General features: G+C 42.7%; 10 protein-coding genes and 1 other RNA gene. 1 reads left to right on the top strand and 10 read right to left on the bottom strand.

The window, feature by feature from the left end:
• Window positions 1–17 precede the first annotated feature (17 nt).
• The 4 genes from thrC to ANSO36C_RS26120 all read right to left on the bottom strand — a co-directional run bounded on the left by thrC (window position 18) and on the right by ANSO36C_RS26120 (window position 3,789).
• On the bottom strand, window positions 18–1,322 hold the full coding sequence (gene thrC, locus ANSO36C_RS26135; protein ID WP_251957011.1) for a threonine synthase: 1,305 nt from the start codon (window positions 1,320–1,322) through the stop codon (window positions 18–20).
• Window positions 1,323–1,346: 24 nt separating this feature from the next.
• The gene (locus ANSO36C_RS26130) at window positions 1,347–1,514 is read right to left on the bottom strand and encodes a hypothetical protein (protein WP_251957009.1); all 168 of its coding nucleotides are present in this window, start codon (window positions 1,512–1,514) and stop codon (window positions 1,347–1,349) included.
• A gap of 193 nt (window positions 1,515–1,707) precedes the next feature.
• The gene (locus tag ANSO36C_RS26125; protein WP_251957007.1) at window positions 1,708–2,877 is read right to left on the bottom strand and encodes a GNAT family N-acetyltransferase; all 1,170 of its coding nucleotides are present in this window, start codon (window positions 2,875–2,877) and stop codon (window positions 1,708–1,710) included.
• 171 nt (window positions 2,878–3,048) lie between these two features.
• Complete coding sequence (locus ANSO36C_RS26120) at window positions 3,049–3,789, bottom strand: RibD family protein (RefSeq protein ID WP_251957005.1); 741 nt, start codon at window positions 3,787–3,789, stop codon at window positions 3,049–3,051.
• A 294-nt stretch (window positions 3,790–4,083) separates the two neighbouring features.
• Between ANSO36C_RS26120 and ANSO36C_RS26115 the strand changes: the two genes are divergently transcribed.
• Window positions 4,084–6,213: an ATP-binding protein gene (locus ANSO36C_RS26115; RefSeq protein ID WP_251957003.1), complete on the top strand. Its 2,130-nt coding sequence runs from the start codon at window positions 4,084–4,086 to the stop codon at window positions 6,211–6,213.
• 123 nt (window positions 6,214–6,336) lie between these two features.
• Here the strand turns inward: ANSO36C_RS26115 and ANSO36C_RS26110 are convergent, their stop codons facing one another.
• The 6 genes from ANSO36C_RS26110 to groL all read right to left on the bottom strand — a co-directional run bounded on the left by ANSO36C_RS26110 (window position 6,337) and on the right by groL (window position 12,758).
• The gene (locus ANSO36C_RS26110; RefSeq protein WP_251957001.1) at window positions 6,337–7,401 is read right to left on the bottom strand and encodes a Gfo/Idh/MocA family protein; all 1,065 of its coding nucleotides are present in this window, start codon (window positions 7,399–7,401) and stop codon (window positions 6,337–6,339) included.
• A 103-nt stretch (window positions 7,402–7,504) separates the two neighbouring features.
• Window positions 7,505–8,224, bottom strand: a complete 720-nt coding sequence (gene rnc, locus ANSO36C_RS26105) for a ribonuclease III (protein WP_251956999.1) — start codon at window positions 8,222–8,224, stop codon at window positions 7,505–7,507.
• A gap of 103 nt (window positions 8,225–8,327) precedes the next feature.
• An RNA gene (rnpB, locus tag ANSO36C_RS26100) (RNase P RNA component class A) lies at window positions 8,328–8,751 on the bottom strand.
• Window positions 8,752–8,801: 50 nt separating this feature from the next.
• The gene (locus ANSO36C_RS26095) at window positions 8,802–9,497 is read right to left on the bottom strand and encodes a hypothetical protein (protein WP_251956998.1); all 696 of its coding nucleotides are present in this window, start codon (window positions 9,495–9,497) and stop codon (window positions 8,802–8,804) included.
• Window positions 9,498–9,561: 64 nt separating this feature from the next.
• Window positions 9,562–10,704, bottom strand: coding sequence for a magnesium/cobalt transporter CorA (gene corA / locus ANSO36C_RS26090; RefSeq protein WP_251956996.1), 1,143 nt, complete (start codon window positions 10,702–10,704; stop codon window positions 9,562–9,564).
• Between the two features lie 371 nt (window positions 10,705–11,075).
• Complete coding sequence (gene groL, locus ANSO36C_RS26085) at window positions 11,076–12,758, bottom strand: chaperonin GroEL (protein WP_251956994.1); 1,683 nt, start codon at window positions 12,756–12,758, stop codon at window positions 11,076–11,078.
• Window positions 12,759–12,802 lie beyond the last annotated feature (44 nt).

Genomic DNA, 12,802 nt, shown 5'->3' with positions numbered 1-12,802 from the left:
TAACTGATAACTCTTAACTAAACGAGAACTTGTTGCCATTCCAAGCGATCAAGAGTACGCGATCGCTCTAGGGCACGTTCAAAACTATCGAGTTTGGCATCAATAGTCAAGGGTTCGCCAACGTAGCCTTGAATTGCTTCTTGGGTTTTTAGACCGTTACCAGTGATGTAAATTACGGTAGTTTCATCTGGATCAATTTTGCCAGCTTCTACCAATTTCTTCAGCACGGCTACAGTTGTACCACCAGCCGTTTCGGTGAAGATGCCTTCGGTTTCTGCCAGTAGTTTGATGCCATCAATAATTTCTGCATCATTGACTGATTCAATGTTACCACCAGTCTTCTGAGCTAACTCCACAGCATAAATGCCGTCTGCTGGATTGCCGATCGCTAGGGATTTGGCAATTGTATTCGGTTTAACTGGCTTAATAAAGTCGCGTCCTTCTTTGAAGGCTTGGGCGATGGGTGAACAACCTTCAGCTTGAGCGCCACTGAAACGGACTTTTTTGTTTTCTACCAAACCAACTTCTATAAATTCTTGGAAGCCTTTATAAATTTTGGTAAACAGAGAACCAGATGCCAAGGGAGCAACAACATGATCCGGTAGTTCCCAACCCAGTTGTTCCGCAACTTCAAAACCTAGTGTCTTAGAACCTTCAGAGTAATAAGGACGCAGATTAATGTTGACAAAACCCCAACCATGTGTATTTGCAACTTCTGAACAGAGGCGATTTACTTGATCGTAGTTGCCCTTGACGGCCATCAGGGTAGGACTGTATATCAAACTACCGATAATTTTACCAGCTTCTAAATCTGCGGGAATAAATACACAGCAGTCTAAACCTGCGTGAGCTGCGATCGCAGCTGTAGAATTTGCCAAGTTGCCAGTGCTAGCGCAAGAAACAGTAGTGAAACCTAACTCCCGCGCTCTGGAGAGAGCGACTGACACCACCCGATCCTTAAAGCTCAGGGTGGGCATATTAACGGCATCATTTTTTATATAAAGCTTATTTAGACCCAGGCGACGGGCAAGACGGTGGGAACGAACCAACGGAGTCATCCCCGTTCCCACATCTATAACATTGTCAGTTGCGACAGGCAAAAATGGGCGGTAGCGCCAAATTGAATTAGGCCCGGCTTGAATTGTTTCACGAGTGACAGTTAGACGTAGAGCATTGTAGTCATACTTGACTTCTAACGGCCCAAAACACAACTCACAAACATTACTGGCTTTGAGTTCATATTCTGCACCACATTCCTTACACTTCAAGGCTTGAAAGTAGGCAGTGCTGGCTTTGGTTTGGGTTGTGATTGCCTGAGTCATAACTAGCTTTCCCTGTTTTGTCTGTCACTGTCGCCTGATACTAACACGAGCAAAAATACCAGTCAAACATACCCGATAAAAATTGTCGGGTATAGCTAGTACTGAAAGTAATGATTCTTGTAAAACTTTAATATCAGTAATTTCTGTATTGACATTAGAGATATGAGCAAAAATGAAGTAGAGACGTAGCACTGCTACGTCTCTACAAGGGTTTCAGCCAACGAATAATTAATTTCTGGAGATGTCTATTGAGCCAAGATCCGTGTAAAGACGTAGCTAGAGGCTAAAAACCTTTTTCCATATAGCTTTCAGCTTTTTAACTCTGCCGTTTTACCCCAACAGAGTAAGGCTTTGCAAAAAAGTAAGCGACAGGCTTGTTGTAGAGCTAGCTAAATGGTAAATCTGCATTAATTGCCTCAATCTCCTGCTGTTCGAGTTGATTCACTTCCTTAATATAGGGACGTAAAATTTGCCCTAAACGATTATTGTAAAAGCGGTGCAGACTGTGATTGGGCATAGCGGGGAAACCACGGCGTTTTTTATGGCGGCCACCCGCGCCAGGATCAAAAACTTGGATTCCGTTAGCGATCGCCCACTCAATTGGCGCATAATAGCAAGCATCAAAATGTAAACAATCTATTTCTTGAAAACTTCCCCAATAGCGTCCATAGAGTTTGTCACCTTTAAACAAACAAAACGACATTCCTAAAGGATGAGAATTATCTTGCTCACTATATGCGGCGAAAAACAAGACTCGATGGCGATAATCGGCCTGTAGCTGCTCAAAAAAGCGCTGTGTGAGATACTTGCTACCCCACCAGCCAAACTTATCACAGGTGTCAGCATAAAACTGATACATCAAGCGAAACACAGATTGAGGAATTTCATCGCCAGTCAAAGGTTGTAATCGTAAACCTGCTTTTTCCACAGCTTTGCGTTCCCGCTTAATATTGCGGCGCTGATTGGCGTTAAACACCTTTAAATAGTCATCAAAAGTTTTAAAGCCAGCATTTTCCCAGACATAGCTGTGGTGCAGCCAAGTTGTAAACCCATGCCGTTCCAGCATCGGACGCCATTGGGGATCGACGTAGAGAAAATGACACCCAGAAATTCGATTTTTTGAGCAAAAAGTGTCAATTTCATGCACCATTAGCGCTGTGATTTCATCCTCATCTTCTCCTGGGGCGATTAAAAATCTATAGCCTTCAGCAGGAGTAAATGGTGTCATTCCCAGCAATTTTGGGTAATATTGGACTCCGATGCGATCGGCTAACTCTGCCCATTGGTGATCGAAAACAAATTCACCAGAACTATGTCCTTTAAGATAAAGTGGCGCAGCAGCAATCAGCGTTCTATCTCGCCACAATGTCAAGTGATTTGGCAACCAACCAGTTTTAGCCGTAGTACTCTGGGAGGTTTCGAGATTATTTAGCCACTCCCATTCTAAAAATGGCGTTTTGAGTGGCATTGCCAAAGCATTCCAGGCATTTTGGGGTACTTCAGCGATTTTGTTCGTCCAAACGACAGAATAGCGAGGCTTAAGTTGTTCCACCATTGTCTGGGTTTTTTTGGGGAGTAGGGAGTGGGGAGTGGAGAGTGGGGGGAAGAGGAGCAGGGGGAAGCAGGGAAAGGGGAGAATAAAAAATTAGCTCTTTCTCTTCTGCTCCCTGCTTCCTGCCCCTCTGCCTCTTTCCCATGCCCAATAAATAACTTTACTTAGCGTAATCTAATCTACTGGTCGTTGCAGGCGATAGTGCAAAAACACTTCTTGCTCAACTGTCTGAACTTCTATAAGTTGCAACTTGGGAGCTAAATCGGGTAAAAATCCTTTCCCTTCGACGGGTGTGGGTGCAGTATTACCACCTAAAATCAGCGGACAGACAGTCAGCCATAATTCATCAATTAAATCTAATGCCAGTAAAGAAGCTACTAATTCACCTCCACCCAAGATGACTAAGCGTGTTATATGTAGAGTGGCCAGATGCTTCAAAGCTGCGAGAATGTCAATTTCTCGCGTTGGTGTTTCAAAAACCAGAATCTGCTCAAATTCTGGAGGGCACTTCTGTTCTTCGGTTCCCAGAGTTGAGGCAAGCGTCTGTAAGCGTTCTTTCCATGAAAGCGCTCCTGCTGTTGTCGTTAGTAGCCAGCGTCTAACTGGTTGCTTAAAAAAGCGAATTTCCGGATTAAGGTTTGCAGAGCTTGTAGTCACTATATGAACTGGCTGCTCTGGCTTCCCCTCTTGCACCCGATGTTGCACTAGAGTTGGATCTGTAACGGTAAGCGTTGTTCCGTAGGCACTTAAAGTACCAGCACCAAATAAAACGGCATCAGCGGCAGCAATTTGTTTTTCTAAATGGGCTTTATCAACCTTCGAACCAAACCGGGCAGGCGATCGCCTAAAATCTGCTATCTTGCCATCTGCACTCATTGCTAAAACAACTGTAGTAGTAGGACGATGTTGCAACATTAAATTGATTTGATAGTTTTATTATTTTCTTTACTAGTATGTAGATTCTCCAAAAAATCTATGCTTGGAAGTTACTCTTTCGCTATTCCACTACTGTATTTGTGTGCTACACAAGTCGCTTTTACATCTACTAAACAAGGGTTTTGGTATACTACGTTTCTTTTTAAATTATAGCAATTTGTTATTTTTAAACATTGAAAATAAAACTCTCATAAATTAATAAAATGTCTCATTTAGCTCGTCTAATTGCATATCTTCGCTGTAGTGGTTTGCAGGTGCAAAGTGAGACACTTGATGACTAATTCCCGCCAATCTTCCTTTCGTCGAATTTTAGTAACGAGAATATTGCTTCTGTTTGTCCCAGTTTTACTTATAGGCGAGATTGTTGCCTTAAATAAGGCACGTTCTAGTATATTAGGAACTGCACGTCAAAATTTAACAGAAAGCGCCATCAGTAAAGGGGAAAGAATTGGAGATGCGATCGCTATCTTAAAAGCTAATTTGCTGAGTGTAAGTAAAACGACTGTGATTCCTTCAGGTTCGCCCATACAAGAACAAGAAATTCTCACGCAGTTTAGGCAACAACTTCCAGCAAGTATTGAGTGCATCCAATTAACAAACCTCCTCAACCAGAAAATAATTGCCAGTAGCTGCGGGGATCAACCTATCAAAGAAGTGACATCACCTTTACCTAATGAAGGAATTGATGTCAAAACAATCTTTCCGTCAAAGACAGGAAGAACTGGCAAAAGAAACACACAAAATCAACTGCAAGTAGTGTTATCTGCACCAGTCTCCGATAACCGAAAAAATTCAGTTTACAGCTTAAGTATTCAGTCTGCATTGTACCAACAAACCAGAAATGCGCCGGGATCGCTCACAGGCGCTATGGTAGTGATTGCTGAAGATGGCACAATTTTGGCGCACCCATTCACAGAGTGGGTGGGAACTAATATCAGTCAGCACCCTTATGCTTCTCAGTTCAAAAGCATAATTAAAAATGCCATCGCCGGACGAAACGATTCCATAAATTTGTCTTTTACAGATGGCAAAGAATTAGTAGCTGGCTATACAGCTATTACAAATCCACTCAGCCAACAGCAACAGGAAAAATGGATAGTTTTAGCTATTACTAGTGTCGAAAATGCGCTTTTTGGTTTAGAGGAAATCAAACTAATTCTCATCGTTTTGACAGTTGGGTTGATTGGTGCAAGTTTGTTAGCATCTCTATATTTAGCTCCTTACTTGGCACGCCCTGTAGAAGAACTGCGAGATTATGCCCTCAATATTCACTCTCACCACGCTGCACAACCAGTTCCGCACAATTTTCAAATCCGGGAATTCAATCAACTAGCCCAAGCCTTAGACCAAATGGTAGAACGGCTCAAAGCTGGGTCAGAAGAACTAGAAATAGCTTGGAAAGAAGCAAAAACCGCTAACCAGATTAAAAGCCAGTTTCTGGCTACGACTTCCCATGAATTAAGAAACCCATTAAATATTATTATTAACTGTATTCGCCTGGTTGAAGATGGCTTATGTGATGACCGGGAAGAAGAAATGGACTTTCTCAAGCGTGCCGATGAAACAACGATTCACTTGCTAGGTATTATTAATGATTTACTCGACATTTCTAAAATCGAAGCAGGTAAGCTTTCAGTTGTTTCCACACCTATTGACCTCCGACAAACATTGTTAGAGGTGATTAATTTACAATCAGTTAATGTTCAACAAAAAGGCTTACAGTTGAAATGTGAGCTAGATCCCCAACCGATACCAATTAAAGCAGACGGGGCAAAACTGAAGCAGGTGCTGATTAATGTTATCGGCAACGCCACTAAGTTCACCGATACAGGAAGTATTACCATTAGTACAGAGATTCAATCTAGTGGTGGTCAATCTCAGGTGGTAGTCGCTGTTAAAGATACAGGTATAGGGATTGATCCAACTCAACAGCACAAGCTATTTCGCCCCTTTGTAATGGTGAATGGCACAACCACGCGCCAGTTTGAAGGTACTGGATTGGGATTAGCAATTTCACGAAACTTAATCGAACTCATGGGAGGCAGCATTACTCTTGAGAGTGCAGGGCTTTATCAAGGTACAACACTGAAAATTACTTTACCTTTGATTGATATCTCGCTGTTAGCTGTTCCCAAGAAAGAAGAAAACGTAGGGGATCTTGAGTTTTCCTCTGGGAATGAGGGCGTAAAAGCAAGCAATTACCCTAGCCGACAAGAGTCTGGTGTAAGTCCTTCTTTGGGGAACAACAAATCTGTGAAAGCAGAGGTAGACAAAGAGATGTTGCCGAAGTCCCTGGTTTTACTTGGGAAGGAGACTTGTGAGATCCGTCTTTCGCCCTTGCAAACTATCTTGGTAAGTCTTCCAAAAGGGGGAGTTTGTGCGAATGGGACTGTCAAGAGGTAAGAGACTTATATTAGAAAAACATCTCATCGTAGAGATGTACATCTGTGCTACCAAGAAAGGTACAAACAATTTGGGATAATTAGTTTTTTTTGGAAGTCCCTAATTTAGCCAGAATTCCATAATTCAAGAGTCACTGAAACTATCGTTTAAAAAAACAGGTTTGCCACCTTGCTCAAGGGATGATGTTAGAGCCGTAAGAATTTCTACTAACTCAGTGCCTACCCAGCCCGATGAAACCTCTGGGGGAGTATCGTTAAGAATAGAGACAATAAAGCGATCGCAAACTCGCGCCAATGGTTCCCCTGATTCTAATTCCAGCACCACCTGCCTTTGATTAACAGGAATAAATTGATTGCCCTGCTGTTCAAACTCCCCATGTAGCAGGGTGAGAGGTGATAATAGTGACATTTCATCAAAAATCAAACTGCCAAGGCTTCCGACAATCCCCAGTCGTCTCTGTTTATCAGGATTCAGCCAGCAGAGGTGAATATAAGCTTGAAAGCCATTTGGGTATGTTAGTGTCAGCCATACTAAATCAGCTAGTCCTTGAGATGGGGAGTAGGCCATTTTTTCACTCCCCTCCCCTTGTAGCCACACTGTACCCGTCGCTTGTACTTTCAGAGGAATTTGACCCAGCCAAGCGTTAAAGATAGCAATATCGTGAATGGCTAAGTCCCACAGCGCATCAACATCTTGCCGAACAGGCCCTAAATGGGTGCGGGTAGCGTAACCATAGCGTAAATAACCTAATTTACCCGCCTGTACTACAGTTTTTCCTCGCTCAACTGCTGGGTGAAATAAATAAGTATGGTCAACCATAAGTATTAAATGATGCTGCTTTGCCAACTGGCAAAGTTCCCGACATTCTGCTGGGTTGAGAGTTAGGGGTTTTTCAGCTAAAACATGATATCCCTTTTGGAGAGAGTCTTTAACTAAAGCATAGTGGGTGGTAGCTGGAGTTGCGATCGCCACTCCCGTCAACCCTGGCACTTTCTTTAACTCTTCCCATTGCGTTGTTAATAGTACACGATCATCTAAGTTAAACTGCTGCTTTATCGCCACTAATCGCTCTGGATGCGGGTCTACTACAGCAACTACATTTACCAAAGGATGTGCTAAGAAATTTCTCAGCAGATGCACTCCCCAACGCCCAACTCCGATGACAGCAATTTTAATTTGGTTTGTCATTTGTCATTTGTCATTTGTCATTTGTCATTAGTATGCAAGGGACTAGGGACAAATGACCACTGACAACCACATGAGTTATCAGTTTATCAACACTATTTTTGGTTTAGGGTATTTCCGGTTTAGGAATTGCTAAAAAAGCTACCTTAGCTGCGGCTTGTTCAGCAGTTTTGATCGAGCGTCCTTTACCAACTCCTAGCTTGTTTCCGTGCAGCCACACTTCAGCCATAAAACGTTCTTGATTGCGATGCGGTTGACTGACTTCCACAACCCGATACTCTGGTAAAACTTTGAATTGTGCCTGAGTCCATTCTTGGAGAGCAGCTTTGTAATTAAGTCTGGCAGGATCGAGGCGAATTTCTGTTGCTAGTTGGTGGAAGTGGGGATCTAGCCAAGAGCGGATCAATTCCAGATTTTGAGTACTTAAGTAAAGCGCACCCAAAACTGCTTCAAAGGAATCTGCTAGTCGTGACTCCTGACCAACTTTATCGGCGGTAGCACTACCAGCGACTAGTAAGTATAACTCCAAACCATAAACTCTGGCCAATTGGGCGAGGATGCGATCGCTCACCAACACCGAACGAATTGCCGCAAAATCCCCTACTGGACAATCAGGATAATTTTCCCATAACACAACAGCCGACACCAGCCGCACCACTGCATCGCCAACAAACTCAAGTTGTTCATAATTTGCCGAATCAGAGACAGTGGGATGAGTTAGGGCTAAATCCAGCAGTTCCCACTTTATAGGTGCTTCTAGAGGCAAACCTAATTTTTGGACTAAACTTTCGAGTTGCCGCTGACGGCGTGGATAAGCAAGGGGCATTGAGGGCAGGGGGCAGGGGGCAAGGGGCATTGAGGGCATGGGGCAGGGGAGGCAGGGGAAAAATACTTACTTCTGACTCCTAACTCAGCACTAAATAAAGGGGGGAGAGAGCAGGACATAAGCCGGGTTCTGTTCTCTTGCGAGGGCAGTTATCTATCTGGGACGTTTGTTACCAAACGCCTCAAGCGGCTCTCATTGAGCGGAACTGGTAAAAGACCAACCGTAGTTCCTATCGCCTTGCTCCCAACCGGGGTTTACCGAGCCAGCACCTCTCGATACTGCTGGTGCGCTCTTACCGCACCTTTGCACCCTTACCAGAACAATTAAAAATGTAAAATTAAAAATTAAAAATTGTTCATTTTACATTTTTAATTTTTAATTTTTAATTGATCTGGCGGTATCTTTCTGTGGCACTATCCTCACGATCGCTCGCACTGGACGTTATCCAGCAAGTTTGGTCTTTCGGGAGTCCGGACTTTCCTCAAACCAGTAACTATGACTGATCTGCAACCACCTGCGCCTACTCTCTCCTTAGATCCAGTGTAATCTTTGGTTGACGTAGTATGTTGACATGGCATTACTTTTTTTTATTCCAAGGTAGAGCGTAAGTCCAAGGTAGTTTCCTGACTGTGAAAGGACAATTGATAATACTAATGGGAGGAAAATCACGACCTGGAGCTAGACCTAAACGCACTTCAGATATCCTTAGTACCAGTTGCAAGGAAAAGTCCAACTCTTTTCTTCTGTTAATAAAGTCGTTGTATAACTTTTTTTGACCTTTTTGTAGCCCATTGATATCAATTAATGGTTTTTTAGCTGAATAGGTTCCAGCTACTTGATCGCGCTCGAATACATCTTCTGCTGTCACCGTTTCCGAAAGTGTTTTCTTAGGGGCAATTAAGCTAGGACTTTGGGGTACTGCTAAGTCGCGGGTTAAGTCTGGTGATTTCCGAATTACGCGGCGCGATTGTTTGCTATGTTCAACGACTAAAGAGCTATTGTCCCAGTCAACGTATACGGCAACATTATCCGATTTATTTTCAATGCTAATTCCTAAATCTTTCAAATCGTCAATTGGGTATGAGGATTTGAGTTTAAAAGAAATCCCAATTTTATCGTCGAGATTGTTTTCTTTGAGTTGCTCATCAACGATTCCTTTTTTAAACTCAAACTTAATTTGATCATCGATGGATTCAACCATGCGGTTAAAAATGTAGGAAACACCGATAATATAAATCGTTAAAACTACTAAATTCTGGTCGCTACTCCTCATAACTTAAAATATTAACTCCCGGTGCTAATGAATGTAGATTTTACTTATCGTTAATCTAAAATTTTTAATTACGCTTGATGGTTACAGAATTTTGCAGCCAGCCTCGTCGCCAAAAAAAGAATAGCAAACCAAGTGCGATCGCTAACATTACTGCCCAACAAAGTGGATAACCCCAATACCAATTCAGTTCAGGCATATTATATGGCGATTTTTCAGTATTGAAATTCATACCATATATTCCGGCAATAAAAGTTAGTGGAATAAAAATTGTTGAAACTATTGTTAGTACCTTCATGATTTCATTCATTTTATTACTCACCGCCGAAAGATACACATCCATTAACCCAGATGCTAGTTCTCGATAAGTTTCTACCATATCCATTACTTGCACTGTGTGGTCATAACAATCTCGCAAGTAGATTCGCACTTCTTCACTAATCAAATCGGGAGCATCTCGAATTAAGGCATTAATTGCATCTCGCTGGGGCCAGATAGCACGACGTAGTTGCAGTAATTCTCGCCTAATTTGATAAATATTTTGTAGTGTTTGTGGAGTAGGTTTAACTATTACCTCCTCTTCTAACTCTTCGATTCGCTCCCCATAAAGCTCTAGTACTGGGAAAAATCCATCAATAATTGCATCTAACAGAGCATAAGCTAAATAATCTGCTCCCTGTTTACGGATGATCCCTTTGTTTTTTTCAATTCGCGATCGCACCGCTTCAAAGCAATCATGTTCTGGTTCCTCTTGTACTGTCAGCAAATAATTTTTCCCTAATATCAAACTCACTTGCTCGCTGTGAAAACCACATGTTCTTTCCTTTGGTACTACCATGCGGGCAATGAATAGCAATTGGTCTTCATAATCCTCTGTTTTGGGACGCTCTGGCACATTGACTATATCTTCTAAAACTAGAGGATGTAATTCAAAAACCTGACCTAATCGTTGTAATATATCTTGACTGCCTAAACCTTGTACATCTACCCAAGAAATCGATTCCCTGTCCAGATAAGGGATACATTCTTCTGGAGTCGCTATTTGTTTGCGGATCAAATTGGTTTGGTTATAGTCAATCAAAAAAATTACCGGTGGTGGAGCATCTGCATCAATAAAAATGGTTCCAGGTATAGCCCCTGGTTGGTGATAGAACTCATCTTCATATAGCTTGCTGATTATTTTGGGAAGGCGACTCAGTTTTCGTGCCATGCAATATTACCTAATAGTTATTAGTCATTAGTCATTAGTAAAAATAATTGGCTAATGACTAATAACCGATTACACATAATTTTACAAAAATTAATATAAAGACGGCAATTTCTAGATTAATCAATTATTTAGGTTGCTAATTTGGTCATCAACATTTTGTTAATATTCAGTTGTAAGGGCACAGCAATGCTGTGCCCCTACGATATGTGTGGTTTAAATAGATGAAAACTGCTGTAAGTTTATTTACGTTCAATGAGTTAACAGCAATACAGATAACATATTGCTTCTGAATCAGCAATGGTAAGTATAAAAAAACAGTTTGCCTTGGTAAGACAAACTGCTGAAAAAATATTTATCTGGGTGAGCAGAAGTTAGAACATGCCCATGCCGCCCATACCGCCCATGCCACCCATGCCACCCATGCCGCCCATGCCACCCATACCGCCCATATCAGGGGCAGCAGCAGCAGATTTCTTCTCCGGCTTTTCAACAACGATCGCTTCGGTGGTTAAGACCAAACCAGCAATGGAACCAGCGTTTTGCAAAGCTGAACGCACGACTTTGGCAGGGTCAATAATACCAGCAGCAATCAAGTCTTCAAATTCGCCAGTAGCGGCGTTGTAACCAATGTTAAAGTCGCTATCACGAACTTTCGAGACGATTACAGAACCTTCAGCACCAGCATTGTCTGCTATTTGGCGCAAGGGGGCTTCTAGCGCTCGTCCGACAATATCAGCCCCAATTCTTTCTTCGTCATTTTGTAGGGTCTTTTTAATCTCTTCTACCTTCTTAGCTAAGTGAATTAGAGTTGTCCCACCACCAGGAACAATACCTTCTTCCACAGCAGCTTTAGTAGCGTTCAGCGCGTCTTCAATCCGCAGCTTACGGTCTTTGAGTTCGGTTTCGGTTGCCGCACCCACTTTAATCACTGCCACACCGCCAGCAAGCTTGGCGATGCGTTCTTGCAGTTTTTCTTGATCGTACTCAGAATCGGTTTCTTCCAACTGTCTGCGAATTTGACCAATCCGCTTTTGTACCTCTGGCTTGGTGACACTACCAGCGACAATTGTGGTGCTTTCTTTGTCAATGGTGATTTTGCGGGCAGTTCCCAGCGCTTCTAGAGCAGCGGTATCCAAACTTAAGCCGATTTCTTCCGAAATCAACTGTCCATCGGTGAGAATAGCAATATCTTCTAACAAAGCTTTGCGGCGATCGCCAAACCCAGGTGCTTTAATTGCAGCCACGGCTAGTACACCCCGCGCTTTGTTTACCACCAAAGTTGCCAAAGCATCACCTTCGACATCTTCAGCGATGATCAGCAAGGGCTGACCAGAACGGGCGACTTTTTCCAAAATTGGTACTAAATCTTGGATGCTGCTGATTTTTTTGTCAGTAACCAAAATCCGGGCGTTTTCAAATTCCACGATTTGCCGCTCGTTGTTGGTGACAAAGTAGGGTGAAATGTAACCTCTGTCAATCTGCATCCCCTCAACTACTTCTAGTTCGGTGGTTAGAGATTTAGATTCTTCAACGGTAATTACACCATCTTTGGTGACTTTTTCCATTGCTTGGGCTAACATTTGGCCAACTTCTTCATCGTTACCAGCAGAGACAGTGGCAACTTGAGCGATCGCACTTCCTTCTACTGGCTTGGCTATTTTGGCAATTTCTAGTACCAGTGCCTCAATAGTTTTGTCGATCCCGCGTCTCAAGCTAACAGGGTTACTACCCGCCGCCACGTTCTTCAAACCTTCTCGAATCAAGGCTTGTGCTAAAACTGTGGCGGTGGTTGTACCATCCCCAGCGACATCTTTAGTTTTTGAGGCTACTTCCTGGATGAGTCTTGCACCAGTATTTTCCAAAGGATCTTCTAATTCAATTTCCTTGGCAACAGTGATACCATCGTTGACAATTTGAGGTGCGCCAAACTTTTTTTCTAAAAGGACATTGCGACCTTTAGGCCCCAAGGTGATTTTTACGGCATCGGCAAGGGCGTTAACACCCCTTTCTAGAGCTCGCCGCGATTCCTCGTCAAATGCAATAATTTTCGCCATGTTTTATTTCTCCAGCGCTTCCATTAGACAATTTAGCACTCACA

It is taken from the genome of Nostoc cf. commune SO-36, assembly GCF_023734775.1.
Taxonomy (GTDB): Bacteria; Cyanobacteriota; Cyanobacteriia; order Cyanobacteriales; family Nostocaceae; genus Nostoc; species Nostoc commune_A.
This window is presented reverse-complemented; position numbering and strand designations above follow the sequence as displayed.